The 25,693-nt window shown below is 61.3% G+C and carries 21 protein-coding genes and 3 pseudogenes; 15 read left to right on the forward strand and 9 right to left on the reverse strand.

All coding sequences use genetic code 11. From position 1 onward, the window contains the following. Positions 1 to 36 precede the first annotated feature (36 nt). Positions 37 to 559, forward strand: a pseudogene (locus ACZ9H3_RS16715) (dihydrofolate reductase). Positions 560 to 574: 15 nt separating this feature from the next. Here the strand turns inward: ACZ9H3_RS16715 and ACZ9H3_RS16720 are convergent. Then, entirely contained in the window at positions 575 to 1,966 is a 1,392-nt protein-coding gene (locus ACZ9H3_RS16720; protein ID WP_330522206.1) for an L-cystine transporter, read from the reverse strand. Positions 1,967 to 2,419: 453 nt separating this feature from the next. Between ACZ9H3_RS16720 and ACZ9H3_RS16725 the strand changes: the two genes are divergently transcribed. Continuing rightward, positions 2,420 to 2,740, forward strand: a complete 321-nt coding sequence (locus ACZ9H3_RS16725; protein WP_065757983.1) for a DUF3077 domain-containing protein — start codon at positions 2,420 to 2,422, stop codon at positions 2,738 to 2,740. Positions 2,741 to 2,870: 130 nt separating this feature from the next. Here the strand turns inward: ACZ9H3_RS16725 and rpoH are convergent, their stop codons facing one another. The 4 genes and pseudogenes from rpoH to ftsY all read right to left on the reverse strand — a co-directional run bounded on the left by rpoH (position 2,871) and on the right by ftsY (position 6,994). Next, on the reverse strand, positions 2,871 to 3,725 hold the full coding sequence (gene rpoH / locus ACZ9H3_RS16730) for an RNA polymerase sigma factor RpoH (RefSeq protein ID WP_065757982.1): 855 nt from the start codon (positions 3,723 to 3,725) through the stop codon (positions 2,871 to 2,873). Between the two features lie 114 nt (positions 3,726 to 3,839). After that, positions 3,840 to 4,868 carry a permease-like cell division protein FtsX gene (ftsX, locus tag ACZ9H3_RS16735; RefSeq protein ID WP_065757981.1) on the reverse strand — a complete coding sequence of 343 codons (1,029 nt, stop codon included), beginning with the start codon at positions 4,866 to 4,868 and terminating at the stop codon, positions 3,840 to 3,842. Next, on the reverse strand, positions 4,865 to 5,536 hold the full coding sequence (gene ftsE, locus ACZ9H3_RS16740) for a cell division ATP-binding protein FtsE (protein ID WP_010222191.1): 672 nt from the start codon (positions 5,534 to 5,536) through the stop codon (positions 4,865 to 4,867). Before ftsE ends, ftsX begins: the two co-directional genes overlap by 4 nt. Next, positions 5,533 to 6,994, reverse strand: a pseudogene (ftsY, locus tag ACZ9H3_RS16745) (signal recognition particle-docking protein FtsY). Before ftsY ends, ftsE begins: the two are co-directional and overlap by 4 nt. 230 nt (positions 6,995 to 7,224) lie before the next feature. Between ftsY and ACZ9H3_RS16750 the strand changes: the two are divergent. The 6 genes from ACZ9H3_RS16750 to ACZ9H3_RS16775 all read left to right on the forward strand — a co-directional run bounded on the left by ACZ9H3_RS16750 (position 7,225) and on the right by ACZ9H3_RS16775 (position 14,627). Then, the gene (locus ACZ9H3_RS16750) at positions 7,225 to 8,580 is read left to right on the forward strand and encodes a M16 family metallopeptidase (protein WP_476221600.1); all 1,356 of its coding nucleotides are present in this window, start codon (positions 7,225 to 7,227) and stop codon (positions 8,578 to 8,580) included. Next, a complete protein-coding gene (locus tag ACZ9H3_RS16755) occupies positions 8,573 to 10,069 on the forward strand; it encodes a M16 family metallopeptidase (RefSeq protein WP_476221602.1) in 1,497 nt (498 codons plus the stop codon). Before ACZ9H3_RS16750 ends, ACZ9H3_RS16755 begins: the two co-directional genes overlap by 8 nt. After that, on the forward strand, positions 10,069 to 10,662 hold the full coding sequence (gene rsmD, locus ACZ9H3_RS16760) for a 16S rRNA (guanine(966)-N(2))-methyltransferase RsmD (RefSeq protein WP_476221604.1): 594 nt from the start codon (positions 10,069 to 10,071) through the stop codon (positions 10,660 to 10,662). The genes ACZ9H3_RS16755 and rsmD overlap by 1 nt, the downstream gene beginning before the upstream one ends. A 119-nt stretch (positions 10,663 to 10,781) precedes the next feature. Then, complete coding sequence (locus ACZ9H3_RS16765; protein WP_102053207.1) at positions 10,782 to 12,134, forward strand: M16 family metallopeptidase; 1,353 nt, start codon at positions 10,782 to 10,784, stop codon at positions 12,132 to 12,134. Further along, positions 12,127 to 13,569, forward strand: a complete 1,443-nt coding sequence (locus tag ACZ9H3_RS16770) for a M16 family metallopeptidase (protein ID WP_476221606.1) — start codon at positions 12,127 to 12,129, stop codon at positions 13,567 to 13,569. Before ACZ9H3_RS16765 ends, ACZ9H3_RS16770 begins: the two co-directional genes overlap by 8 nt. A gap of 38 nt (positions 13,570 to 13,607) precedes the next feature. Next, positions 13,608 to 14,627 (forward strand): hydrolase, encoded by a 1,020-nt coding sequence (locus tag ACZ9H3_RS16775; RefSeq protein WP_476221608.1) that lies wholly within the window; start codon positions 13,608 to 13,610, stop codon positions 14,625 to 14,627. On the opposite strand, the gene ACZ9H3_RS16780 is transcribed toward ACZ9H3_RS16775, so the two are convergent. Both ACZ9H3_RS16780 and ACZ9H3_RS16785 read right to left on the reverse strand, forming a co-directional pair. Continuing rightward, positions 14,624 to 15,478 (reverse strand): sulfurtransferase, encoded by an 855-nt coding sequence (locus ACZ9H3_RS16780; RefSeq protein WP_476221610.1) that lies wholly within the window; start codon positions 15,476 to 15,478, stop codon positions 14,624 to 14,626. The genes ACZ9H3_RS16775 and ACZ9H3_RS16780 overlap by 4 nt on opposite strands. 49 nt (positions 15,479 to 15,527) lie before the next feature. Beyond that, positions 15,528 to 16,193 (reverse strand): TetR/AcrR family transcriptional regulator, encoded by a 666-nt coding sequence (locus ACZ9H3_RS16785; RefSeq protein ID WP_065758172.1) that lies wholly within the window; start codon positions 16,191 to 16,193, stop codon positions 15,528 to 15,530. 154 nt (positions 16,194 to 16,347) lie between these two features. On the opposite strand from ACZ9H3_RS16785, the gene ACZ9H3_RS16790 reads away from it, so the two are divergent. The 6 genes from ACZ9H3_RS16790 (at position 16,348) to ggt (ending at position 22,593) form a co-directional block, all read left to right on the forward strand. Beyond that, positions 16,348 to 17,784, forward strand: coding sequence for a coniferyl aldehyde dehydrogenase (locus ACZ9H3_RS16790; protein ID WP_476221612.1), 1,437 nt, complete (start codon positions 16,348 to 16,350; stop codon positions 17,782 to 17,784). A gap of 57 nt (positions 17,785 to 17,841) precedes the next feature. Further along, positions 17,842 to 18,333 (forward strand): twin-arginine translocation pathway signal protein, encoded by a 492-nt coding sequence (locus ACZ9H3_RS16795; RefSeq protein ID WP_330522362.1) that lies wholly within the window; start codon positions 17,842 to 17,844, stop codon positions 18,331 to 18,333. A 22-nt stretch (positions 18,334 to 18,355) separates the two neighbouring features. Continuing rightward, on the forward strand, positions 18,356 to 19,954 hold the full coding sequence (locus ACZ9H3_RS16800) for a GMC family oxidoreductase (RefSeq protein WP_476221614.1): 1,599 nt from the start codon (positions 18,356 to 18,358) through the stop codon (positions 19,952 to 19,954). A gap of 112 nt (positions 19,955 to 20,066) precedes the next feature. Further along, the gene (gene coaD, locus ACZ9H3_RS16805; RefSeq protein ID WP_065758175.1) at positions 20,067 to 20,546 is read left to right on the forward strand and encodes a pantetheine-phosphate adenylyltransferase; all 480 of its coding nucleotides are present in this window, start codon (positions 20,067 to 20,069) and stop codon (positions 20,544 to 20,546) included. 107 nt (positions 20,547 to 20,653) lie between these two features. After that, the gene (locus ACZ9H3_RS16810; protein ID WP_065758176.1) at positions 20,654 to 20,905 is read left to right on the forward strand and encodes a YfhL family 4Fe-4S dicluster ferredoxin; all 252 of its coding nucleotides are present in this window, start codon (positions 20,654 to 20,656) and stop codon (positions 20,903 to 20,905) included. Further along, positions 20,905 to 22,593 carry a gamma-glutamyltransferase gene (gene ggt, locus ACZ9H3_RS16815; RefSeq protein WP_476221616.1) on the forward strand — a complete coding sequence of 563 codons (1,689 nt, stop codon included), beginning with the start codon at positions 20,905 to 20,907 and terminating at the stop codon, positions 22,591 to 22,593. Before ACZ9H3_RS16810 ends, ggt begins: the two co-directional genes overlap by 1 nt. A gap of 6 nt (positions 22,594 to 22,599) precedes the next feature. On the opposite strand, the pseudogene mutM reads toward ggt, so the two are convergent. Together mutM and ACZ9H3_RS16825 are read right to left on the reverse strand one after the other, a co-directional pair. After that, positions 22,600 to 23,413 (reverse strand): annotated as a pseudogene (gene mutM / locus ACZ9H3_RS16820) (bifunctional DNA-formamidopyrimidine glycosylase/DNA-(apurinic or apyrimidinic site) lyase). A gap of 3 nt (positions 23,414 to 23,416) precedes the next feature. Next, positions 23,417 to 24,229: an HDOD domain-containing protein gene (locus ACZ9H3_RS16825; RefSeq protein WP_330522363.1), complete on the reverse strand. Its 813-nt coding sequence runs from the start codon at positions 24,227 to 24,229 to the stop codon at positions 23,417 to 23,419. Positions 24,230 to 24,464: 235 nt separating this feature from the next. Between ACZ9H3_RS16825 and ACZ9H3_RS16830 the strand changes: the two genes are divergently transcribed. Continuing rightward, positions 24,465 to 25,661, forward strand: coding sequence for a class I SAM-dependent rRNA methyltransferase (locus ACZ9H3_RS16830; RefSeq protein WP_065758180.1), 1,197 nt, complete (start codon positions 24,465 to 24,467; stop codon positions 25,659 to 25,661). Positions 25,662 to 25,693: the final 32 nt, after the last annotated feature.

Genomic DNA, 25,693 nt, shown 5'->3' on the forward strand with positions numbered 1-25,693 from the left:
AGGCGTGGCACTGCGGGCTTTGCTATCCTCGCCGACATGAAAACATCACTTCCCCTCAGCCTGATCGCGGCGCTCGCCGAGAACCGTGTGATCGGCATCGACAACCGCATGCCCTGGCACCTGCCGGGGGATTTCAAGTACTTCAAGGCCACCACCTTGGGCAAGCCGATCATCATGGGTCGCAAGACCTGGGATTCGCTCGGTCGACCATTGCCGGGGCGGCTCAATCTGGTGGTCAGCCGCCAGCCTGGGCTGACACTGGAAGGTGCCGAGGTGTTCGATTCGCTGGAGGCGGCTATCGCCCGTGCCGACGTCTGGGCGCGTGAGCAGGGGGGTGGACGAGCTGATGCTGATCGGCGGTGCGCAGCTCTACACCCAGGCGCTGGCGCGTGGTCTGGCAGATCGCTTGTACCTGACCCGGGTCGAGTTGAGCCCGGAAGGGGACGCCTGGTTCCCTGAGTTTGATGCTGCGCACTGGCGCTTGGCATCCACCCAGGAAAACCCGGCCAATGAACAGACCCCGGCGTATCACTTCGAGGTCTGGGAGAAGGCCTTGTAGGCGCTGACGCCCAACTCAGGTATTTGACAGCGCCGCGTGTTCATCCGCTGCCAGCAGTGCCTTGTCGGTCTGCTGCATCATCTGGCTGGTAATCACGCCCGCTGTCATTGAGCCACTGACGTTCAGCGCTGTACGGCCCATGTCGATCAGCGGTTCTACCGAAATCAGCAGCGCCACCAGTTCCACAGGCAAGCCCATCGCCGGCAGTACGATCAGCGCGGCGAAGGTAGCCCCGCCCCCAACGCCCGCCACACCGGCCGAACTCAGGGTCACAATCGCCACCAAGGTTGCGATCCACAGAGGGTCGAGCGGGTTGATGCCCACTGCAGGCGCAACCATTACCGCCAGCATTGCCGGGTACAGGCCGGCACAGCCGTTCTGGCCAATGGTGGCGCCGAACGAGGCAGCGAAGCTGGCAATCGACTGCGGCACGCCCAGGCGCTGGGTTTGCGCTTCGATATTCAGCGGAATACTGGCTGCACTGGAGCGGCTGGTGAAGGCGAAGGTCAGCACCGGCCAGACCTTGCGCAAGAAACGCAGCGGGTTGACGCCGCTCAGCGACAGCAACAGGCCATGCACCACGAACATCAGCCCCAGGCCGATGTAGGACACCACCACAAAGCTACCCAGTTTGAGGATGTCGTCCAGGTTCGAGCTGGCCACCACCTTGGTCATCAGTGCGAGCACGCCGTAGGGGGTCAGTTTCATCACCAGGCGAACCAGGCGCATCACCCAGGCTTGCAGGGTGTCGATGGCCGCCAGGGCACGGTTGCCTTTCTCCGCATCGTCCTTGAGCAACTGCAGCGCGGCCACGCCGAGGAAGGCTGCGAAGATCACCACACTGATGATCGAGGTTGGCTTGGCCCGGGCCAGATCACCCACCGGGTTCTGCGGGATGAACGACAGCAGCAATTGCGGGATATTCAGGTCGGCGACCTTACCGGCGTAATCGCTCTGGATGGTCTGCATGCGCGCCATTTCCTGAGTGCCGGCGACCAGCCCTTCAGCACTCAGGCCGAACAGGTTGGTCAGCACGATGCCGATCAGCGCGGCAATGGCCGTGGTGAACAGCAGGGTGCCGATGGTCAGGAAGCTGATCCGGCCCAGTGACGAGGCGTTGTGCAAACGGGCCACAGCGCTGAGGATCGACGCGAAGATCAGCGGCATGACGATCATCTGCAGCAACTGCACATAGCCGTTACCGACCAGATCGAGCCAACTGAGGGTGGCCTTGAGCACCGGGTGGCCGGCGCCATAAATGGCATGCAGAGCGGTTCCGAACAGTACGCCGAGGATCAGGCCCGCGAGGACCTTCTTCGCCAGGCTCCAGGTGCTGTTACGGGTTTGTGCCAGGCCTAGCAGCAATGCGAGGAACGCCAGCAGGTTGAGGGTTAACGGCAGATTCATTGAAGCTCCAAAACAAAGCAGGGGCATCGCTTCTGTGTGCGATTGCGAACAGAAATGCTAACAGCATGAAAACTGACGAATTTATATCGAAATGGAATTTGCTTAGTTGTTTTTGGAATAAAAAGTGTTGCGAAGCGTTGAAGCGCTAGTTAACCGGTGTCACGGGCTACTGTAATTCTAGAATTTAGGAACTATCCTACGAGCGCTGTCGAACTCGAAAGGTTGTTCGGGGGGAATCGTGAGATTACTTTCGTTCAGTCGCCGCTCCATCGGCGATCGGGCGTGAGAACCCGCGAGTTTTCGTGTAGCAGCGTCTTTATGGTAGCTGTGCGCGGGCAGGCTTATGCCTGGCCGGTCTCCAAACTCGCCGGTTTCTCACCCCGCGCATGGCTGCCACCCATTCTGTGAGAAGGAGGGGTGGTCAGCTTCAATAATGAGTTTGGAGGCTGCACCATGAAAAAAATCGTCCCCGATCCGCCGCCCGCCCTTGGCACCACTGCCGCCATCCCTTTTGGCACCTGCCAGTCCAGTCATCCTCCGATGTTCAGCGTTTGCAGCGGTGTCCAGGCCGAAGACGCGCTGGTTCATGCGACCCTATTGCTGCGTGGTATCCGTGACGTTACCGACTACTACTGCCAGCACCATGCCGAAGAAACCGGGCGTGGGATGTTGTGGTCGGTGCTGCATTCGGCGGAAATGGCCAAGGCATTGGTTGAAGGCGTATTGGATGGGATGCCGGTGTCGTCGGCAGGGCCGGCGCCTACGTCAACGTAGCGAGCGCATGATTCTGCAGGGCAGTCGGTTCGCGGCGCCTGTATCGCAGGCAAGCCTGACTTCCACTGGATTGCACAAGGCGGTGTGGGAGTTGGCTTGCCAACGATGGGTTTGGGCCGCTAAGGCGGTCTCAGGCGACGATCAGCGCCTTGACCTTGTTCATCGCGTTTTTCTCAAGCTGGCGAATACGCTCAGCCGACACGCTGTATTTCTCAGCCAGGTCATGCAGGGTGGCCTTTTCTTCGGCCAGCCAGCGCTGGTAGAGAATGTCGCGGCTACGCTCATCCAGGCCTTGCAGGGCTTCGTGCAGGTTGCTGGTGGAGTTGTCGCTCCAGTCGGCATCCTCAAGCTGGCGTGCCGGGTCGTAACGGTGGTCTTCCAGGTAGTTGGCTGGAGACTGGAAGGCGCTGTCGTCGTCCGCTTCAGCGGCTGGGTCGAAGGCCATGTCCTGACCGGTCAGGCGGCTTTCCATCTCGCGGACTTCACGCGGCTCTACACCCAGGCTTTCGGCTACACGATGCACTTCATCGTTGTTCAGCCAGGCCAGACGTTTCTTTTGGCTGCGCAGGTTGAAGAACAGCTTGCGCTGAGCCTTGGTGGTCGCGACTTTGACGATCCGCCAGTTACGCAGGATGAATTCGTGGATCTCGGCCTTGATCCAGTGCACGGCGAACGACACCAGACGAACGCCCATTTCCGGATTGAAGCGTTTGACCGCCTTCATCAGGCCAACGTTACCTTCCTGGATCAGGTCAGCCTGGGCCAGCCCGTAACCCGAGTAACTGCGGGCGATATGCACGACAAAACGCAGGTGGGCGAGCACCATTTGCCGAGCCGCCTCAAGATCCTGCTGGTAGTAGAGACTCTCGGCCAGTTCACGCTCCTGCTCAACGGTCAGCAAAGGGATGCTGTTGACCGTGTGTACGTAGGCCTCCAGGTTTGCACCGGGGACCAGGGCATAAGCAGGTTGCAACGAAGTGGTCATACGAAAAAACCTCCGACTCACTGAATTCGTGCCCGTGGGCACTGCCAGCATTGACCGGGGAACCCAGAACAAGTTCCCCCAAGCGCTACGTCAATGCAGGCAAAAAGACACTTTTTATCGCGGTGCGAGCTCGCTCAAGTGACGAGCGACCGCAATCCAAGCACCGATATACCCTAACAACACTGCACCAAGCAAGAGCGATAGACCATCGGCTGGCGGCACACCTGCCAGTGCGAAATCGCTACCGTAGAGGCCAGAAAGCCCGATCACCGCATCATTCAGCCAGTTCAAGCCAAATGCCAGCACGCCCCAGGACAGTACACCTGCGCCAAATCCGTAGAGTGCGCCCATGTACAGGAACGGTCGACGGACATAGCTATCGGTACCACCGACCAGCTTGATGACTTCAATTTCGATGCGGCGGTTCTCGATATGCAGACGAATGGTGTTACCAATTACCAGCAGCAACGCCGAGACCAGCAGCACGGTCAGACCGAAGACAAAGCGGTCACCCAGCTTCAGGATCGCTGCCAGGCGCTCGACCCAGACCAGGTCCAGCTGGGCCAGTTCAACCCTAGGCAGTTCGGCCAGACGCTGACGCAAGGCCTCGAGGGCCGGTTTGTCGACTTCCTTCGGGGTGACCACGATGACACCAGGTAACGGGTTTTCAGGCAGTTCGCGCAGGGCTTCGCCCAGGCCGGACTGCTTCTGAAACTCGTTGAGGGCCTGATCACGGCTGACAAACTCTGCCTCGGCGACTCCCGCAATGCCTTTGATCTGGTCGCGCAAGGCTTCGCCGTCACGGCTGCTGGCGTCCAGTTTCAGGTACAGGGAGATTTGCGCTGCGCGCTGCCAGGAGCCGCCGAGCCGCTCGACGTTGCTCAGCAGCAATGACAGGCCCATGGGCAGGCTCAGGGCGACGGCCATCACCAGGCAGGTGAAGAAGCTACCAATCGGTTGTTTGCCCAGGCGACGCAGGCTGTCGAGCAGGCTCGAGCGGTGGCTTTCCAGCCACGCATGCAGCAGGGTGCCGAAGTCCGGGCCGTCATCGTCGTCGTTGCCGCGTTTTTTCTTCTCCGGGGCAGGGTCGGCCGGTTTCGGTGCCACCCGCTCGGAAACCTTGGGACTACGTGTTGCACTCATTGCCCGGCCTCCCCATCGCCGATCAGACGGCCGCGCTGCAAGGTCAGCATGCGGTGACGCATGCGTGCGATCAGTGCCAGGTCGTGGCTGGCGATCAGCACGCTGGTGCCCAGGCGGTTAATGTCTTCGAAAACACCCATGATCTCTGCAGCCAGGCGCGGGTCAAGGTTACCGGTCGGTTCGTCGGCCAGCAGCAAGGCCGGGCGGTGAACGATCGCCCGGGCGATACCGACACGCTGCTGTTGCCCTGTGGACAAGTCGCCGGGGTACAGCTCGGCTTTGTCCGACAAGGCCACGCGTTCAAGTGCGGAGTCGACCCGCTTGGCCACCTCGGCCTTGGACAGGCCAAGAATCTGCAGCGGCAGGGCGACGTTGTTGAATACGGTGCGGTCGAACAGCAACTGGTGGTTCTGGAACACTACGCCAATCTGGCGACGTAAGAACGGGATCTGTGCGTTGCTGATCTGCCCCAGGTCCTGGCCAGCCAGCAGCAACTTGCCGCTGGTCGGACGTTCCATGGCCAGCAGCAGGCGCAGCAAGGTGCTCTTGCCGGCGCCGGAATGGCCGGTGACGAACAGGAATTCGCCCCGACGTACCCGAAAACTCAATTCATGCAGGCCAACGTGACCATTCGGATAGCGTTTGGCGACCTGTTCGAATCGGATCATGGATGCTCCCGCTCGGCAAACAGTGCTTTCACAAAGGGTTCGGCCTCGAAGGTCCGCAGATCGTCGATGCCTTCGCCCACACCAATGTAACGAATTGGCAAGCCAAACTGCTTGGCCAGGGCGAAGATCACCCCGCCTTTGGCGGTGCCGTCGAGTTTGGTCAATGCCAGGCCGGTCAGCTCAACGCTCTGGTTGAAGTGCTTGGCCTGATTGATGGCGTTCTGCCCAGTGCCGGCGTCCAGCACCAGCAGGACTTCGTGTGGGGCAGCCGCATCGAGTTTGCCCATTACCCGACGGACTCTTCTTGAGTTCTTCCATCAGGTTGTCTTTGGTATGCAGGCGGCCTGCGGTGTCGGCGATCAGCACGTCGATACCGCGGGCTTTGGCGGCCTGCAGTGCGTCAAAGATGACCGAGGCCGAGTCGGCGCCGGTGTGCTGGGCAATGACCGGGATATTGTTGCGCTCACCCCACACCTGCAACTGCTCGACGGCGGCGGCACGGAAGGTGTCGCCTGCTGCCAGCATGACTTTTTTGCCTTCAAGCTGCAGTTTCTTCGCCAGTTTGCCGATGGTGGTGGTCTTGCCCGCGCCATTGACGCCGACGACCAGAATCACGAAAGGCGTGCTCTGCGACTGGATGCGCAACGGTTGTTCAACAGGCTTGAGCAGGTCGGCCAGTTCGCCTTGCAGCGATTTATACAGGGCATCGCTGTCAGCCAACTGCTTGCGCGCGACCTTCTGGGTCAGGCTCTGGATGATTACCGATGTGGCTTCAACGCCGACGTCGGCGGTCAGCAGACGGGTTTCGATTTCGTCGAGCAAGTCGTCGTCGATGGCCTTCTTGCCCAGGAACAGGCTGGCCATGCCTTCGCCGATGCTGGCGCTGGTTTTCGACAGGCCTTGCTTGAGGCGGGCAAAGAAACCGGTTTTGGCTTCTTCGGTACGCTCTGGCGCTGGCTCGACTGATGCAGTCACAGGCGCAGGTGGCGCTGCCTGAGTGATCGGCGCAGTTACGACCGGTGCAGGTGCAGGTGCAGGTGCAGGTGCAGGTGCAGGTGCAGGTTCGGCGGCTGGCGCAGGCGCTGCAACCACCGGCGGGGTCGATTCGAGCGGCGCAACCGGTGCGTCGCGATGGGGAATCGGTGGCGGCGAATGCGGCTCGAGGTCAGCCATCAGTGCCACCGGCTCCTCTGGAACCGGCAAGGTCAACCCGGCAGGCGGTGTTGCCGGGGCCGCAGCGGGGGCAACCTCTGCAACAGGCGTTGCGGGTGTCGGGGCCGAAACAGGGGCGACGTTGATCGCCGGCTCGGCGACGGTTGGCGCGACCTGCTCAGGTACATCCTGGGCGGGCGGCTGTGGCTGTTCGACAACCGGCTGCTTCTTGCGCAGCCAACCGAACAGGCCCTTCTTTTCACCGGCCGGGGCCGGGTTCTTTTTGTCGTCGTTGGAACCAAACATGGAAGACGGCTATCTCAGGGTAGCGATGCGCCACTGTGGCGCCTCAAAAAATTCTTTCAACGCAGAACAGACTATGTTTAAACCGGCTTGTTCATGCGCACATTTTGTCGAGAAGCCTTCGGGCTTGAACCCCGACAGGCATGGTCGTCTGGCAACCGGATCAGTATCCTAGCACCTCCTCGCCCGCAGACGCTAAGACCAAGCGGGCAGTCCTACAGGTTGAACAACGAATGAATGCTCTAGCCCGCCGTGCCACTGGCCTGCTGCTCAGCACAGTTATTCTGCCGTTCGCGGCCTTTGCCGCCGATCCGCAGCCCACTCACGAGTTCACCCTCGACAACGGCCTCAAAGTGGTCGTGCGCGAGGACCACCGCGCCCCCGTGGTGGTTTCGCAGGTCTGGTACAAGGTGGGTTCCAGCTATGAGACGCCGGGGCAGACCGGTTTGTCCCATGCCTTGGAGCACATGATGTTCAAGGGCAGCGAGAAACTTGGCCCTGGCGAAGCTTCTCGCATCCTGCGTGACCTGGGCGCCGAAGAAAACGCCTTCACCAGCGATGACTACACCGCCTATTACCAGGTGCTGGCCCGCGACCGTTTGCCGGTGGCCTTTGAGCTGGAAGCCGACCGCATGGCCAGCCTGCGCCTGCCTGCCGACGAATTCAGCCGTGAAATCGAAGTCATCAAGGAAGAGCGCCGCCTGCGCACCGACGATCAGCCGACTGCCAAGGCCTACGAGCGGTTCAACGCGATGGCTTACCCGGCCAGCGGCTACCACACACCGACCATCGGCTGGATGGCCGACCTTGAGCGCATGACCGTCGAAGACCTGCGCCATTGGTACCAGTCCTGGTATGTGCCAAACAACGCCACCTTGGTCGTGGTCGGCGACGTCACTCCAGACGAGGTCAAAACCCTCGCCCAGCGCTTTTTCGGCGGTATTCCCAAGCGTCCGGTGCCCTCGGCGAAGCTTCCGCTGGAACTGGCCGAGCCTGGCCTGCGCCAGCTGACGCTGCATGTGCGTACCCAGCTGCCGAGCCTGATCTACGGCTTCAACGTACCGAGCCTGGCAACCGCCAAGGACCCGCGTACCGTACACGCCCTGCGCCTGATCTCGGCCCTGCTTGATGGGGGCTACAGCGCCCGCCTGTCTACCCGCCTCGAGCGTGAGCAGGAACTGGTTTCCGGGGCGTCTACCAACTACGACGCCTTTGCCCGTGGTGACAGCCTGTTCGTGATTTCGGCCACGCCCAATACCCAGAAGAACAAGACCCTGGCCGACGTCGAGGCCGGTATCTGGAAACTGCTCGAAGAGCTGAAGACCACACCGCCGTCGGCTGAAGAGCTTGAGCGTGTTCGCGCCCAAGTGATCGCCGGGTTGGTCTACAACCGCGACTCCATCAGCAGCCAGGCCACGACCATTGGTCAGTTGGAAACGGTTGGCCTGTCCTGGAAGTTGATCGACAACGAACTGGAGGAGCTGAAAAACGTGACCCCGGCTGACATCCAGAAGGCCGCGAGCACCTACTTCACCCGCGAGCGCCTGAGCATCGCCCACGTATTGCCCGAGGAAAAGGCTCATGAGTGAGCGCACGACTCCCCGTTACACCCTGATGGGCCTGGGTATCCTGCTGGCGGTGGCACTGCTGGCATTCTTCCTGGCCCGCCCTGCCCAGTCCGATAATGCTGCAGTCGCGGAAAAACCGGCGGCAAAGCCAAGCAATACCTTGCAGTCGCTGGCTGAGCTCGACGACAAGGCGCCGAGTCGCCGCCAACTGGATATCCAGACCTGGAACACCGCTGAGGGCGCCAAGGTGCTGTTCGTCGAAGCCCGCGAGCTGCCGATGTTCGACCTACGCCTGACTTTCGCTGCAGGCAGTAGCCAGGATGGCGATGCCCCTGGCTTGGCGACCCTGACCAATGCAATGCTCAATGAAGGCGTTGCCGGTAAGGACGTCAGTGCCATTGCCGAAGGTTTCGAAGGCTTGGGGGCCGATTTCGGTAACGGCGCCTACCGCGACATGGCCGTTGCCACCCTGCGTAGCCTGAGCAGCACGAGCAAGCGTGAGCCTGCGCTCAAACTGTTCGCTGAAGTGGTCGGCAAGCCGACGTTCCCGAGCGATGCATTGGCGCGAATCAAGAACCAGTTGCTGGCGGGTTTCGAGTACCAGAAACAGAACCCCGGCAAGCTGGCGAGCCAGCAACTGTTCGAACGCCTCTATGGCAGCCACCCCTACGCTCACCCGAGCGATGGCAATGCCAAGAGCATTACCCCGATTACCGTCGAACAACTGCGTGCTTTCCATGCCAAGGCCTACGCCGCAGGTAACGTCGTGATCGCACTGGTGGGTGACCTGAGCCGCGAAGACGCCGAAAAGATCGCTGCCCAGGTGTCTGCCGCGCTGCCTAAAGGCCCGGCACTGGCCAAAGTCGCCGAGCCGAGAGAGCCCACACCGGGCGCCAGCCATATCGACTTCCCGTCCAAGCAGACCCACCTGCTGCTCGCCCAATTGGGCATCGACCGTAACGATCCGGATTATGCCGCGCTGATGCTGGGTAACCAGATCCTGGGTGGCGGTACATTCGGCACGCGGCTGATGAGCGAAGTACGGGAAAAACGCGGCCTGACCTACGGGGTGTACTCCGGGTTCACGCCGATGCAGGCACGTGGGCCGTTCCTGATCAACCTGCAGACCCGCGCCGAACTCAGCGAGGGCACCCTGAAACTGGTTCAGGACATTCTGCGTGACTACCTGAAAACCGGCCCTACCCAGCAAGAGCTGGACGACGCCAAGCGTGAGTTGGCCGGCAGCTTCCCGCTGTCCAATGCCAGCAACGCCAGTATCGTTGGCCAACTGGGCGCTATCGGCTTCTACAACCTGCCGCTGACCTACCTGGAAGACTACATGCAGCAGTCCCAGAGCCTGACCACCGAGCAGGTCAGGGCGGCGCTGAACAAGCACCTGGTGGCTGACAAGATGGTCATCGTTACGGCGGGGCCGAGTGTGCCGCAAAAGCCTTTGCCACCCCCTACAGACAAACCCGCCGAGCAACCGCTCGGTGTTCCGGAGCATTAATGGCCAGTCCATCCGCAAAACCGGCCCGTGCCCACAATGGCCAGGGCCAACTGCGCATCATTGGCGGCGAATGGCGTAGCCGTCGTCTGAATTTCCCCGACGGCCCAGGCTTGCGCCCGACCCCGGACCGGGTGCGAGAAACCCTGTTCAACTGGCTGGCTGCCTACATCGAAGGCGCGCGTGTGCTGGATGCTTTCAGTGGCAGCGGGGCGTTGTACCTTGAAGCGTTGTCGCGCGGTGCCGCCTCTGCGGTAGCGCTGGACAACAATCCGGCTGCGATTGCCAGCCTCAAGCAGAACCTGGAACTCCTGCGCTGCACACTTGGCCAGGTGATCCAGAGTGACGCCCAGCGTTACCTGCAGGGCGAGCCAGGTGCTCCCTTTGATGTGGTGTTTCTCGATCCGCCGTTTCACCAGGACCTGCTGAGCACGACCTGCAGCCTGCTTGAAGAGCGCCAATGGCTGGCGCCACGCGCGTGGATCTACACCGAGAGTGAGACCGCGCCGTCGAGCCTGCACATGCCCGGCAACTGGCGGTTGCACCGGGAGAAAAAGGCCGGCCAGGTGCACTACGCGTTGTGGCAGCGCAGCTGATCGCACATCAGGCCCGCCGCTCGGCGGGCCTGACACCTCAATAACTATCTACACCCATCCCCTTTGGCAGAACACAGAAGCTACTCCGGCAATTGATGCCACTTTATGGAGTACTTCCCATGATCAAAAAAACCTTGCGATGGGCGCTCGCCTGTCTTGCCCCCGGCCTGCCGCTACTGGCAACGGCCAGTGAACCCGCCCCCTTGCAGCACTTCACCCTCGACAATGGCCTGCAGGTTATTTTGCGAGAAGATCGCCGTGCCCCTCTCGTTGAATCGCAGCTGTGGTACCACGTCGGCTCCAGCTACGAATACCCCGGCCAATCGGGATTGTCCCATGCACTGGAACACTTGATGTTCGAGGGCAGCAGCAAAATCGGCCCCGGCCAGATTGCAAAGATATTCGGCCGCATCGGGGCCACGGAAAACGCCTTCACTACACATGACGCCACGGTATTTCACCAGACCTTGCCCAGCGACCGGCTTGCAATCGCCCTGGAGGCAGCCGCTGACGCGATGGAAACTGCGCGTTTGGGCGCAACGGAATATGCGCGTGAGATCGAGGTAGTAAAGGCTGAGCGCCGCCGCCGCGTGGACAACGCGCCGATCATGTTGGCTCAGGAACGGGTCCAGGCCCACGCCTATGCACAGAGCAGCTACCGGACGCCGACAATTGGTTGGGCAAACGACCTTGAACAGATGCGCGTCGAGGAGCTGCGGCAGTGGTATCGCGACTGGTATGTCCCCAACAACGCCACCCTTGTGGTGGTGGGTGACGTAAACCTTGAAACGCTTAAACCCTTGGTTGAGCGCTATTTCGGCGCCATTGCGCGCCGAGACACTCCGGTGAAGAAAGTGCCTCGCGAGCAGGGTAGCGTGGGCGAGCGTCGCCTGGACCTGCGCCTGCCCCAGTTGGAGCCTGGCCTGATACTGGCCTTTAACGTCCCCAGTGCTGCAACGGCTGAAGCGCCTCATCTGCCCCTGGCATTGCGCCTGATTCCTCAGATACTCACGGAAGGCTTCAGTTCACGCATGAACGCCCAACTGATCCGTCATGAAAAAATGCTGTCCTATGTACAGTCTTCCTACGAGCCCTACCGGCGCGGCGACACACTGCTGACGCTGGATGCGTTCCCAAACCCGACCACCCAGCCCGCATTGGCTGACGTCGAAATGCGGATCTGGGAAATGCTCGAAGCACTCAAGTCCACGCCACCTACAGCAGCCGAACTGGCACGTGCCAAAGCGCGTTTGATCGCTTCGCAGGTGTATGTCCGCGACGAATTGGGTGCACAGGCCGACGCCATCGGCGAGTTCGTCGGCAGCGGTTTACCGCTGACCTACCTCAACGACGAAATCCAGGCACTGCAAGCTGTCACCGCCGAGGATGTTCAGCACGCCGCCCAAAGCCTGTTGACGCGTGAGCGTTTGACCATTGCCCATCTGCAGGCCAAGGAGGCCGACCATGAATAACCTCAAGGCACGTATGCGTCATGGCGTGATTGGCGTACTAAGCGTTGCGCTCTTCACCCTGATGACCTCTACCGCCGCAACAGCAACGGATGAACTGTTCGGTGGGCTTACCTCACCTCACGAGATTGATCTGCTCAGCCACCCCGAGATAAAGCAGGACATTCAGACCTGGCGTACCGACGCAGGCACTCAGGTGCTATTCGTGCATTCGCCTGGCCTGCCCATGTTTGATCTGGTGCTGAAGATTGATGCCGGCAGCGTCCGGGATGGCGACACGCCAGGGTTATCAGCGCTTACCGTGAGCATGCTCAACGAAGGAACCAAAGACTACAACACCGACGAAATTGCCGAACTGTTCGAGCGGCACGGCGCTAAGTTCTCGACCCGTTACGAAGCGGACTCTGTCTCTGTTTCGCTGCGCAGCCTGAGCGCTGCCGAGCACCGTATACCGCTGGTTGAGCTGTTCGCCGAGGTGGTTGGCAAGCCCGCACTGGGCGCCACTCAGTTGCAGCGGTTGAAAGGGGAGATGCTCAATCAGTTGAACGATGACAACAATTGGATGCCGTTTTTCCTGAAGAACGAGTTATATGCCCAGCTCTTTCGTGGCCACCCCTACGCCCAGCCGTCAGGGGGCACGCCAGAGGGTATTGCAGCGGTTACCCGCGAAGCCTTGCACAGGTTTCACAGCCAGACCTACACCCCCCAGAACATGGTCATTTCACTGATCGGTGATCTGGCGCTGGAGGAGGCCAAGGCCATTGCCGAAACCGTTAGCCAGGCGCTGCCCGAGGGGCCGGCTCAACCTCCGATTGCCAGTACGCCAGAAGCTGAGCCTGAGGTTCTGCATTTTGAGCGCCCGAATGCACAAACCGATGTCATGCTGGCATTTCCGAGCGTCACGCTAGACGACCCGGATTACGTTGCCATGGAGATTGCCAGTATTTTATTGGGCAACCATCCCAACGCACGTCTGACGAATGAACTGCGCCATAAACGTGGGCTGACCTATGGTGTTGTGGCCACGTTCATGCCGTTCAAGGCTGGCGGTTCGTTGCAGATCAAATGGGATGTAGAGCCTCGCTACAACGAGGCTTCTCAAGCGTTGGTCAGTGAGATGCTGGAGACATTCCTGCGTAACGGCCCCACCCAGGAAGAGCTGGACCTGGCCAGACAGCTATTTCGTAGCGAAGCGCTCAACTCAATTTCGGTCAACGCCCTCGCGGTGCGGAAAATTTCTGCCATAGGCTTCAACGGTAGGCCGCTTGATTACATTCAGCGGCAACAGGAAGAGGCTTTCGCCTTGACGCCAGAGGCTGTCAGGCTTGCTGTAAATCGTAAGTTGGACCTCACGAAGTCGGTGTTCATCAGTGTGGGCCCCGAGGTGCCTCAGGAGCCGTTGCCTGATCTCTCGTTGATTGCGCAAACCGACGAATAGAGGCGGTACAAGCATTCAGGTTTGTGGCAACGTAGTCGATGCACGAAGAGGAATCGACGTTGGCCGCAGCCTTCAATACCCCTGTCTTTCGCCCAGCCCCCGGGCTGGGCAACCCCCATCTGCAAACCTTGTGGGGCCCGCTATGGCGCAAGCTTGCGGTGCCGTCACGTCGGCGTGAACGCCTTTGGCTCAAGGACGGTGACTTCCTTGATCTTGACTGGCATGGCCCGCACAGCATTGATGCGCCTCTTGTGGTGTTGTTGCATGGCCTCACCGGTTCTTCGTCATCGCCTTATATCCTCGGCGTGCAGCAGGCACTGGCCCTGCAAGGCTGGGGCAGTGTTGCGGTGAACTGGCGAGGCTGTTCAGGCGAGCCGAACCTGTTACCGCGCAGCTACCATTCTGGCGCCAGCGAGGACCTTGCCGAAGTCATCGCTCACCTGCAGGCTCAGCGCCCTATTGCACCGCTCTATGCTGTTGGCTACTCGCTGGGTGGAAACATATTGCTCAAATACCTGGGCGAGACCGGTACAGCCTGTCCTTTGCAGGCCGCCGTGGCGGTTTCGGTGCCGTTTCGCCTGGATCAGTGTGCCGACCGAATTGGCCAGGGCTTTTCGCGGGTGTATCAAGCCCATTTCATGCGCGCGATGCGGGCTTACGTGAAAGACAAGCAGCGGCATTTCCAGCGCCACGGTCATCAGGAGGGGTTGTCGGCTATCGAGCGCCTGGGGTCACTGGAGCATTTGCGCACGTTCTGGGATTTTGACGGCAAGGTCACTGCGCCGCTGAACGGCTTTGCCGACGCCCATGACTATTACCGGCGTTCATCGAGCCGTTACTTTCTCGGAGAGAATCGGACGCCAACGCTGATCATCCAGTCCAGCGATGACCCCTTCGTGTTTCGCCACAGCCTGCCGGGTAACAACGAGCTGTCGACGCAGACCACTCTGGAACTGCATGCCCACGGTGGGCATGTCGGTTTTATCGACGGGAGCCTACGCCACCCCGGCTATTACCTGGAGCGGCGCATTCCGCAGTGGTTGGCCAGCGGTGCTTAATCGCCGGTGGCGACAGCGTTTTGCGGGTCGGTAATCCACTCGCTCCAGGAGCCTGCGTACAGCGTTGCCAGCGGGTAACCGGCCAGGCACAGGGCAAACAGGTTATGGCAGGCGGTCACGCCTGAACCGCAATAGGCCACCAGGTTTTCTGGCTGACGTGCGCCCAGAACAGCAGCAAAGCGTTGGCGCAACTGTTCGGCCGGCAGGAAACGGCCATCAGTGCCCAGGTTATCGGTGAAGGCTGCGCATTGGGCGCCCGGGATATGCCCTGCGACCGGGTCGATAGGTTCTACTTCGCCACGGAAACGCGGCAAGGCACGGGCATCAAGCAAGGTCAGTTCCGGTGAACCCAGACGTTTGTTCAGTTGCTGCGCCGAAACCAGCATGGCCTGATCCGGTTTGCCGGAAAAATGTCCTTCTCGTTTTTCTGCGGGGTCCAGGCTCAACGGCAACCCTGCGGCGTGCCAGGCCTTGAGCCCGCCGTCGAGCACGTAGACGCCACTGCGCTTGCCCAGCCAGGCCAACAGCCACCAGGCTCGCGCGGCAAAGGCGCCCGGGCCATCGTCATAAAGCACGACGTCACTGTCGTTATCCACGCCCCAGCTTTGCAGGCGTTCAATCAACCGCCCTGGCTGGGGGAGCGGGTGACGTCCACTCACGCCCTTGACCACTGGGCCGCTAAGGTCGCGCTCCAGGTCGGCGAAATGCGCACCGGCGATATGCCCTCCGGCATAACTGCGCTGACCGTAATCGACATCGTCCAGGGCAAAGCGGCAATCGAGCACCACCAGCTTTGGCTGTTCGAGCCGTTCGGCCAGTTGCTCAGGGCTCATCAGTTGCGCGAGGGGCATGACCATCTCCTTATCGTTCAAATAGGGTGAGTAGCAAAGGCCGGGGGCGTCACTGCTCCAGTGCCTTGTTCAGCGAAACGTAGAATTCTTCACACAGGGCATCCACCGCCGGGCGCGCCTGGGCGGTGACGAAGCCCAGCTCAAGTACCAGCACCTGATAAACGCCACGCTTGAACGCTTCTTCACTCAGGTGCGCGGAATGCTCGCGGGTCGTGCAGAGAAAGCGTACCCAGGAGGTCAGCACGATCCAGGCATTGAGCGTCAATGATTCGATCTGTACGGCGTCCATCGCAACGATGCCGGCTTCGACGAAACCGCGATAGATCGCCTGCCCCTGCAGCAGGCAGCGCTGAGAAAAGCGGCGGTAACGTGAGGCCAGTTCCTGGTCGCTGTCGAGCAGGTGCTCAAGGTCGCGGTGCAGGAAGCGATAGTTCCACATCGCGGCCAGCAATTCCTTGAGGTAGAAGCGCTTGTCCTCCACGGTCGCCATCCGCCCTTCTGGCGGGCGCAGGAAACTGTCCACCTGTTCTTCGTACTGCGTGAACAATACGGCGATGATTTCCTGCTTGTTGGCAAAGTGGTAGTACAGGTTGCCAGGCGAAATCTCCATGTGAGCGGCGATGTGGTTGGTACTCACACTGCGCTCGCCTTGCTGGTTGAACAGCTCCAGGCTGTTCTGCACGATGCGTTCGCGGGTATTGATTCGTGGGGCCATGGGTCAGCTCCCAAAACATGAGCTTGAATGATTAGGCCCATCTTACGGTTTATCGACCGCAGGATGTACCCGGCCAGAGGCTTTTAAAATTGGTACAACAGTGCAATATTAGAGCATTAGCTCTATTCATATTGCCCCTGTCGTGGAGCACTGCATGACCGTCGACACTGCCAGTACGCTACCGCTAGCCACTGCACTTGATGCAATGAACGCGACCTTTGCCGCTCAACGACAGGCCTTTGCCGGTAACCCGATGCCGCCTGCGGCCCAGCGTCGGCAGTGGTTGAAGCACCTGCGCCTGGCGCTGTTGGAGCATCAGGACGAACTGGTCGAGGCGATTGGCCGCGACTTTTCCACGCGCAGTGCCGATGAAACCCTGCTGGCCGAACTGATGCCCAGTGTTCAGGGCCTGCGCCATGCCGAGCGGCACCTGCAGCGTTGGATGAAAGCGGCTCGGCGCCCGGTCGGTCTGGCGTTCCAGCCTGCCCGTGCGCGGGTGGAGTACCAGCCATTGGGCGTAGTCGGGGTGATCGTGCCCTGGAACTACCCGCTGTTTCTTGCCATAGGCCCGCTGACTGGTGCTCTGGCAGCCGGCAACCGGGTGATGCTCAAGCTTAGCGAAGCCACGCCGGCCACTGGCGAACGGCTCAAAGGCCTGCTGCAGAAGGTCTTTCCCGATGACCTGGTCAGTGTGGTGCTGGGCGAGGCCGAGGTTGGCGAGGCGTTCTCGCACTTACCGTTCGACCACCTGCTGTTCACGGGCGCGACCTCCATCGGGCGCAAGGTCATGCAGGCCGCCGCACAAAACCTGACCCCCGTGACGCTGGAACTTGGGGGTAAATCCCCGGCGATCGTCTCGGCGGATGTACCACTGGAGGCTGCAGCCGAACGGATTGCTTTTGGCAAAACCCTGAATGCCGGGCAAACCTGTGTTGCCCCGGACTATGTACTGGTGCCTGAACAGCGCTTGGCCGGGTTTGTCGACGCCTACCGCAAGGCGGTACAGCGGTTCTATCCACAGATCGCAGGTAACCCGGACTACAGCGCCATCATCAACCCGCGCCAGTTGGCCAGGCTCAACGACTACCTCAGCGATGCGCGCGACAAGGGCGCGCAGGTGCTCGACCTGTACCCCGGGGAGCACCGCGAGGGCCGGCAGTTGGCACCTCATGTGCTGCTGCAGGTCAACGACGACATGCGGGTCATGCAGGACGAAATCTTCGGTCCGCTGTTGCCCGTTGTGCCCTATCGCCAGCTTGACGATGCCCTGGCCTACGTCAACCAGCGGCCTCGCCCGCTGGCGCTGTATTACTTCGGCTATAACCGCCGAGAACAGCAGCGTGTGCTGGAGCAGACGCACTCCGGTGGGGTGTGCCTGAACGACACCCTGTTGCATGTTGCTCAGGATGACCTGCCGTTTGGTGGCGTCGGCCCTTCTGGCATGGGCCATTACCACGGGCATGATGGTTTCCTGACCTTCAGCAAGGCTAAGGCTGTGCTGGTCAAGCAGCGATTGAATGCGGCGCGGCTGATCTACCCGCCTTATGGCAAGGCCCTGCAAAAGCTGGTGTACAAACTGTTCATCCGTTAATCGGCGATACCCCCGGGCCCAATAACAATGACGACATGCCTGCCTGACCTGCACACACTGAACCGGCGTAGCCTGCTCAAGCTGGGGCTCGGCGCCACCGCGCTGCTTGCCACGGTTGGGCTGGGTGGTTGCACACCGGCGCCGTCGGCCAAGGGCTTGCAGGTACTGCGCGACAGCGACCTGCCGATGCTGCGGGCGCTGATTCCCGTGGTTCTGGAAGGCACGGCTGCAGTGCACACGGTGGAGGCGGTGCTGCGCAGCCTGGATGACAAGCTCGCCTACCTCTCCCCAGCCATGCTGAAACTGACCCGACAGCTACTCGATGTGCTCAGCCTGCCCCTGACCCGAGGCCCGCTCACCGGCGTATGGGGCGCGTGGGACCAGGCGAGTAGCGAGCAGATCCAGGCCTTTCTGAAACGATGGCAGCACAGCACCTTCGACCTGCTACGCATGGGGCATGGCTCGCTGCTTCAACTGTTACAGATGGCGTGGTACAGCCTGCCCGATGCGTGGGCCGACTGTGGCTACCCCGGCCCGCCGAAAATCTGACCCCCTTATCCAGAGCACCGACATGCCCGTACCCGATCTGTTCCGCGAAGGCCTGGCCCGAGGCTGGAAGACCTACGACGGTTCGACACTGAGCCAGGATCTGACGCTGGAAGCCGATGTGGCGATCATCGGCAGCGGTGCCGGCGGCGCCACCACCGCCGAGTTGCTCAGCGCCGCCGGGCTCAAGGTGCTGCTGATCGAAGAGGGGCCGTTGAAGACCAGTAGCGACTTTCACCTGCTTGAAGACCAGGCCTATGCCAACCTCTACCAGGAGGGCATAGGCCGCATGAGCAAGGACGGCGCCATTACCATCCTGCAAGGCCGGGCGGTCGGTGGCACGACGCTGATCAACTGGACCTCAAGTTTTCGCACGCCGGCGCAAACCCTGGACCACTGGGCCACCGAGCACGGGGTCAAAGGCCACAGTGCCGAAGCACTGGCGCCATGGTTCGAACGCATGGAAAAGCGACTTGGCATTGAGCCCTGGGCCATGCCGCCGAATGCCAACAATGAGGTGCTGCGCCGCGGCTGTGAGCAGTTGGGTTACGCCTGGAAGGTCATTCCTCGCAATGTGCGTGGCTGCTGGAACCTGGGCTATTGCGGTATGGGGTGCCCGGTCAACGCCAAGCAGTCGATGCTGGTCACCAGTATTCCGGCGACGTTGGAACGCGGCGGCGAGCTGCTGTACCTGGCCCGTGCCGAGCGCCTGGTGCATAACGGTGAGCGTATCGCGCAGTTGGAGTGTGTGGCCATGGACAGCCGCTGCGTTTCACCCACGGGCCGGCGCATCACCATCAAGGCGCAGCACTATGTGCTGGCCGGTGGCGGTATCAACAGCCCGGCCTTGTTGTTGCGCTCCGATGCGCCAGACCCACATCAACGTCTCGGCAAGCGCACCTTCTTGCACCTGGTCAATTTCAGCGCCGCACAGTTCAAGGACACCGTGAACCCGTTTTACGGCGCCCCTCAGTCGATCTACTCCGACCATTTTCAATGGCGCGACGGCGTTACCGGGCCCATGGCCTACAAGCTGGAGGTACCGCCCCTGCACCCGGCGCTGGCCAGTACCCTGCTAGGTCACTTTGGTCGCGAGAATGCCCTGCGCATGGCGCAACTGCCGAACACCCATGTCATGCTGGCACTCATGCGTGACGGCTTCCATCCACAGAGTGTCGGTGGCGAGGTGTCGCTGCGCGATGATGGTTCACCCGTGCTCGACTATTCGATATCCGACTACACCTGGGATGGCCTGCGTCGCGCCTTCCACAGCATGGCCGAGATCCAGTTCGCCGCTGGGGCCGAGGCGGTGCTGCCCCTGCACAGTGACGCGCATTACGTGAAAAGCCTGGCCGAAGCCCGGCTGATGATCGACGGCCTGAACCTCGAACGCTATCTTGTCCGCTTGGGCAGCGCCCATGTCATGGGTGGCTGCGCCATGGGTGAAGACCCGCGCCAGGCGGTGTGCAATAGCCTTGGCCAGCATCATCAATTGGCCAATCTGTCGATTCACGACGGCTCGTTGTTCCCCACCAGCATTGGCGCCAACCCACAGTTATCGGTGTATGGCCTGAGCGCCAGGCTCAGTGATGCCTTGGCCAAGCGCCTGTCGAAAGGCGGGTGACAAGCCTTATTCATGCTGTCTATAGTGCCATCAGCCTGTGCATGCGACTTGGCCGACTGCAGAGGCTGCGCTACCATCCGACTCCCCAACGCACTCCTGCCAGGACGACGCGATGAACCGAGTGTTGTACCCAGGGACATTCGACCCTATTACCAAGGGCCATGGCGATCTGGTCGAACGCGCCTCGCGCCTGTTCGACCACGTGATTATCGCGGTTGCCGCCAGTCCCAAGAAGAACCCGCTGTTCCCTCTGGAACAACGGGTCGAGTTGGCGCGCGAGGTCACCCGTCATCTGCCCAATGTCGAAGTCATCGGCTTCTCCACGCTGCTGGCGCATTTTGCCAAGGAGCAGCAAGCCAATGTCTTCCTGCGAGGTTTGCGCGCAGTGTCCGACTTCGAGTACGAGTTCCAGCTGGCGAACATGAACCGCCAATTGGCCCCGGATGTCGAGAGCCTGTTCCTGACGCCCTCCGAACGCTATTCGTTTATCTCCTCCACCTTGGTGCGTGAAATCGCAGCCTTGGGTGGAGACATCAGCAAGTTCGTTCACCCAGCGGTGGCCGACGCCCTGACCCAACGCTTCAAGAAGTGATTCTTCCGGCCTGAACCGAGCGCCCGCGTGCATCGCGGGCGCTAATGCGGCACAATTACGCCATTGGTTTTCACATGCCAGGGCCAGATGCCCAGGCCGGAGTCCCCATGTCCCTGATCATCACCGACGACTGCATCAACTGCGACGTCTGCGAACCCGAGTGCCCGAACGCCGCTATTTCCCAGGGCGAAGAGATCTACGTGATCGACCCGAACCTGTGCACCCAGTGCGTCGGTCACTACGACGAACCGCAATGCCAACAGGTTTGCCCGGTTGACTGCATCCCGCTGGATGAAGCCCACCCGGAAACCCATGAAGAGCTGATGATCAAGTACCGCAAGATCACCGGCAAGGCCTGATGCCCGGTAGCGCCGCGCTTCGCTCACTGTTGCTTGGCGCCGCGCTGGCGCTGTGTGCCACGCAGGCCTTGGCCGACGGCCCGGGGCGGGCGGCGATTGCCAGCCCGCACCCGGAAGCCACGGCAGCCGCCCGGGAAATGCTGGAGCAGGGCGGTAACGCGTTCGATGCGGCAATTGCCGTGAGTGCTGCCCTGGCGGTGGTTGAGCCTTATGGTTCTGGGCTGGGTGGCGGTGGGTTCTTCCTGCTGCGCCAACCCGGCTCACCGGTCCGCTATCAGTTCATCGATGCCCGCGAGCGTGCGCCGGGCAAGGCCACCGCGACCCTGTACCTCAAGGACGGCAAGGTTCAACCGGGCCTGTCGATCAATGGGCCGCTGGCTGCCGCTATTCCAGGCCTGCCTGCCGCGCTGGCCGACCTCGCTGCCAACTACGGCAGGCTGCCGCTAACCCGCTCGCTGGCGCCGGCCATTCGCCTGGCCAATCAGGGTTTTGCTGTCGACCGGGTTTACCGCGACCGTGCCCAGATGCGCCTGGCTGCCCTGCGTGACGACCCGGAAAGTGCGCGCTTGTTCTTGAAAGACGGTGACGTCCCGGCGTTGGGTACGTTCATCCGCCAGCCTGAACTGGCCGTCACCCTGACACGCTTGGCCGAGCAGGGTCATGACGGCTTCTATGCCGGCGCCACGGCCAAGGCACTGCTCAGTGGCGTGCAGGGTGCAGGCGGTATCTGGCGCCAGGACGACCTGAACGACTACCGCGTCGTTCACCGTGAACCGTTGCGCTACCCGCTGGCCGAGCACCGCGAGCTGATCAGCGCACCACCGCCGTCTGCCGGTGGTGTAGCCCTGGCACAGAGCCTGGCCATGCTTCAGCGCCTGCCCTGGCAGAGCGCCGACAGCGTGCAGCGCAGTCATTACGTGCTTGAAGTACTGCGCCGCGCCTACCGAGACCGTGGCCTGCTGGGCGATCCGGATTACGTCAGTAACCCGATCCCCCAGTTGCTTTCGCGCGGTTACCTGCAGGGGTTGGCCGATGGCATTGATACCTACAAGGCGACCCCCAGTGCCGATTTGCCGCCAGCGCCGGCCTGGCGCGAAGGCGACCACACCACTCATTTCGCGGTGATCGACGGCGAAGGCAATGCGGTAGCGGCCACCTTGTCGGTCAACATGCCGTTTGGTGCCGCCTACAGCGCCCCTGGTACGGGTGTGGTGTTGAACAATGAAATGGACGACTTTGCAGCAGACCCCAGCGGCAGCAACAGCTACGGGCTGGCCGGCAGCCAGGCCAATGCGGTAGCCGCCGGCAAGCGACCGCTGTCGAGCATGAGCCCCACGTTTATCGAGAGCCCCAGCCAGTTCGCCGCCTTTGGTACGCCTGGCGGCAGCCGCATCCCGAGCATGGTGTTGTTATCGGTCATGGCGTTTCTTGATGGCCGCCCCGTGGCCACGTGGCCAGCGGTGCCGCGCTACCACCACCAGTACCTGCCGGACGTGGTCGAACATGAGCCGGGGGCATTCAGTGCCGAGCAGCAGCGCGAGTTGCAGGCGCGTGGCTACACGCTCAAGGACGTGGGTCGCGCCTATGGCAATCAACAGGTGCTGTTCTGGGACAAGGCCGTGCATACTCTGGAGGCGGCCAGCGATCCACGCGGGCTGGGCACCTCCGAGGTATTCAGCCCGCGCTGAGGCGGCTCAGGTCTGGCAGCGTGGGCAGTACACGCTGGCGCGCTGCCCAAGGCGTACTTCTCGCAAGGTGCTGCCACACACCTTGCACGGTTCTTCCCCGCGTCCGTAAACGAACAGTTCCTGCTGGAAATAGCCAGGCTGGCCGTCGCCACCGATAAAGTCACGCAAGGTGGTACCGCCACGCTCGATGGCACTGGCCAGGATTCGTTTTATTTCGATAGCCAGTTTCAGGTAGCGCGCCCCGGGAAATGCTCCCCGCTTCGCGTCGAGGGTCAATGCCGGCGGCAAACAACGCCTCGGTCGCATAGATATTGCCGACGCCCACCACCACCGCGTTGTCCATGATGAATGGCTTGACCGCCATCGAGCGTCCCCGCGATAGCTGGAACAGGCGCTCACCGTCAAACAGATCGGTCAGCGGCTCAGGCCCCAGCTTGATCAGCAGTTCATGGTGCAGTGGGTCGAGGCTCCAGAGCATCGCGCCAAAGCGCCGGGGGTCGGTGTAACGCAGTGCCAGCCCGGACTCCAGCTCGATGTCCACGTGCTCGTGCTTGAGCGCTGGCAGGCCGATTTCTACCAGCCGCAAGTTGCCGGACATGCCCAGGTGACTGATCAATGTACCGACTTCGGCGTTGATCAGCAGGTACTTGGCCCGCCGTTCGACGCTGACGATACGCTGGCCTGAGAGGCGAACATCAAGGTCTTCGGGGATCGGCCAGCGCAGGCGCCGGTCACGCACGATCACCCGTTTGACCCGCTGACCTTCCAGATAGGGCGCGATCCCGCGTCGTGTTGTTTCGACCTCTGGCAATTCAGGCATCGATCAATGCCCACCCAGGTCGCGGATGGTTTGCTTGAGGTTTTCGAAGTCGTACTCAGGCAAGCCGACGTAATCGAGCACCAGATGGCTGATGGTGTTCCACTCATGGTCTTCGCTCTGGCCACCCAGCACCCGGTGCGAAGCGCAAATATGCTCGGCCATCTTCAGGATCGACAGCAGGTTCTTCAACTGGCTGTTACGCGCCGATTCATCACTGAATACCGCCAGGGCGTTGTGATGATTGGCAATGGCATTGCTCAGGTGTTCCGGCAGGCGCCACGACTTGGCGGTGTAGTAGCCGACCACGGCATGGTTGGTGTTGAACACCTGGTTTTCGGTATCGACCACCCGCTGGCCGGGCCCGGCGCTGGCGTAGGCGTCTTCGACCACGCTCATGTATTCCGGGAAACGCTTGAGCATCAGCGGGATGCCACAGTCGTGGAACAGCCCCAGGGCATAGGCCTCGTCCACCGCTTGTGAGCCCAAGCGCTTGGCCAGGGTCATGCAGGTCATGGCCACGTCCTGGGCGTTGTCCCAGAAACGGTTCAAGGTGACGATGGTTTCATCGCTCATCTCGCCCTTGATCGACTGCGCATTGATCAGGTTGATGATCGAACGGCTACCGAGCAGATTCACCGCGCGCTGAATCGAAGCGATCTTGTTGGTCAGGCCGAAATGCGCTGAGTTGACCAGCTTGAGCAGTGCTCCAGAAAGCCCCGGATCCTGGGAAATCAGCTTGGCGATCATCTCCAGGTCTGGATCAGGCATGTACTGCTCCATTTGCAGATCAACCATGATTTGCGGCTGGGGCGGCACACTGATGCCCTGCAGGGCCTGCTGAATCTGTTCGGAGGAGAGCTCTTGGGACATAAGTACACACTCGGGGCTGAGCGGCGATTTTAACCTTGCCCTGCGCCCAAGGAACACCGGCAGATGGCTCAATTGCAACTAATTGCCACCTCGGTTCACCACTTGGCGGCTATTTATCCTCAGCCACGCGTTGAACCTCGTCGACGCGTTATACTCCCGCTCTTTTTTCCGGAGCGACGTCATGTCCCTGCCCAGCCTTCGCCTCAAAGCCAACGCCGACCGCCGCCTGCGCGCCGGCCATCTATGGGTTTACAGCAACGAAATCGACGTCGCCGCGACCCCGCTGCATGGATTCAAGGCCGGTGATCAGGCGGTGCTGGAAGCCGCGGGCGGTAAAGCCCTTGGCATCGTCGCCATGAGCCCGAACAACCTGATTTGTGCTCGCCTGCTGTCGCGTGATGCCAAGCTGCCGCTGGACAAGTCGCTGCTGGTGCACCGCCTGAATGTGGCCCTGTCGCTGCGTGAACGCCTGTTCGACAAGCCTTACTACCGCTTGGTCTACGGTGATTCCGACCTGCTGCCGGGCCTGGTGGTCGACCGTTTCGGCGACATTCTGGTCGTGCAACTGGCTTCGGCCACCATGGAACTGCACCGCGACGACATCCTTGCCGCGCTGATCCAGGTGCTCAAACCAAGTGGCATCCTGTTCAAGAACGACTCCGCTGCACGTGATGCCGAAGGGCTGAATCGCTATGTGGAAACCGCATTCGGCCTGGTGCCCGAGTGGGTTGCACTGGAAGAAAACGGCGTGAAGTTCGAAGCGCCGGTGATGGAAGGCCAGAAAACCGGCTGGTTCTATGACCACCGCATGAACCGTGCGCGCCTGGCGCCGTACGTCAAAGGCAAGCGTGTTCTCGACCTGTTCAGCTACATCGGTGGTTGGGGCGTGCAGGCCGGTGCCTTTGGCGCCAGCGAAGTGTTCTGCGTCGACGCTTCGGGCTTCGCCCTGGACGGCGTTGAGCGTAACGCTGCACTCAACGGTATTGCCGAGAAGGTCACTTGCGTCGAAGGTGACGTATTTGAAGCACTGAAAGAACTGAAAGCTGCCGAAGAGCGTTTCGACGTGATCGTGGCCGACCCACCGGCGTTCATCAAGCGCAAGAAAGACCTGAAGAACGGCGAGGGCGCCTATCGTCGCCTGAACGAGCAAGCCATGCGCCTGCTCACCAAGGACGGCATCCTGGTCAGCGCGTCGTGCTCGATGCACCTGCCTGAAGACGACCTGCAGAACATTCTGCTGACCAGCGCCCGCCACCTGGACCGCAACATCCAGTTGCTGGAACGTGGCGGCCAGGGCCCGGATCACCCGGTACACCCGGCGATTCCGGAAACCCGCTACATCAAGAGCCTGACCTGCCGTTTGCTGCCTAACAGCTAACATGCGGTGCCGGTGTTGGGCTGCTCGGCAGC

The organism is Pseudomonas sp. TE3910 (genome assembly GCF_056279025.1).

Bases quoted from the DNA above. Each gene is read 5' to 3' on its own strand.
- ACZ9H3_RS16720 (WP_330522206.1), bottom strand. From the start codon at position 1,966: ATGAATCTGCCGTTAACCCTCAACCTGCTGGCGTTCCTCGCATTGCTG.
- ACZ9H3_RS16725 (WP_065757983.1), top strand. From the start codon at position 2,420: ATGAAAAAAATCGTCCCCGATCCGCCGCCCGCCCTTGGCACCACTGCC.
- rpoH (WP_065757982.1), bottom strand. From the start codon at position 3,725: ATGACCACTTCGTTGCAACCTGCTTATGCCCTGGTCCCCGGTGCAAAC.
- ftsX (WP_065757981.1), bottom strand. From the start codon at position 4,868: ATGAGTGCAACACGTAGTCCCAAGGTTTCCGAGCGGGTGGCACCGAAA.
- ftsE (WP_010222191.1), bottom strand. From the start codon at position 5,536: ATGATCCGATTCGAACAGGTCGCCAAACGCTATCCGAATGGTCACGTT.
- ACZ9H3_RS16750 (WP_476221600.1), top strand. From the start codon at position 7,225: ATGAATGCTCTAGCCCGCCGTGCCACTGGCCTGCTGCTCAGCACAGTT.
- ACZ9H3_RS16755 (WP_476221602.1), top strand. From the start codon at position 8,573: ATGAGTGAGCGCACGACTCCCCGTTACACCCTGATGGGCCTGGGTATC.
- rsmD (WP_476221604.1), top strand. From the start codon at position 10,069: ATGGCCAGTCCATCCGCAAAACCGGCCCGTGCCCACAATGGCCAGGGC.
- ACZ9H3_RS16765 (WP_102053207.1), top strand. From the start codon at position 10,782: ATGATCAAAAAAACCTTGCGATGGGCGCTCGCCTGTCTTGCCCCCGGC.
- ACZ9H3_RS16770 (WP_476221606.1), top strand. From the start codon at position 12,127: ATGAATAACCTCAAGGCACGTATGCGTCATGGCGTGATTGGCGTACTA.
- ACZ9H3_RS16775 (WP_476221608.1), top strand. From the start codon at position 13,608: ATGCACGAAGAGGAATCGACGTTGGCCGCAGCCTTCAATACCCCTGTC.
- ACZ9H3_RS16780 (WP_476221610.1), bottom strand. From the start codon at position 15,478: ATGCCCCTCGCGCAACTGATGAGCCCTGAGCAACTGGCCGAACGGCTC.
- ACZ9H3_RS16785 (WP_065758172.1), bottom strand. From the start codon at position 16,193: ATGGCCCCACGAATCAATACCCGCGAACGCATCGTGCAGAACAGCCTG.
- ACZ9H3_RS16790 (WP_476221612.1), top strand. From the start codon at position 16,348: ATGACCGTCGACACTGCCAGTACGCTACCGCTAGCCACTGCACTTGAT.
- ACZ9H3_RS16800 (WP_476221614.1), top strand. From the start codon at position 18,356: ATGCCCGTACCCGATCTGTTCCGCGAAGGCCTGGCCCGAGGCTGGAAG.
- coaD (WP_065758175.1), top strand. From the start codon at position 20,067: ATGAACCGAGTGTTGTACCCAGGGACATTCGACCCTATTACCAAGGGC.
- ACZ9H3_RS16810 (WP_065758176.1), top strand. From the start codon at position 20,654: ATGTCCCTGATCATCACCGACGACTGCATCAACTGCGACGTCTGCGAA.
- ggt (WP_476221616.1), top strand. From the start codon at position 20,905: ATGCCCGGTAGCGCCGCGCTTCGCTCACTGTTGCTTGGCGCCGCGCTG.
- ACZ9H3_RS16830 (WP_065758180.1), top strand. From the start codon at position 24,465: ATGTCCCTGCCCAGCCTTCGCCTCAAAGCCAACGCCGACCGCCGCCTG.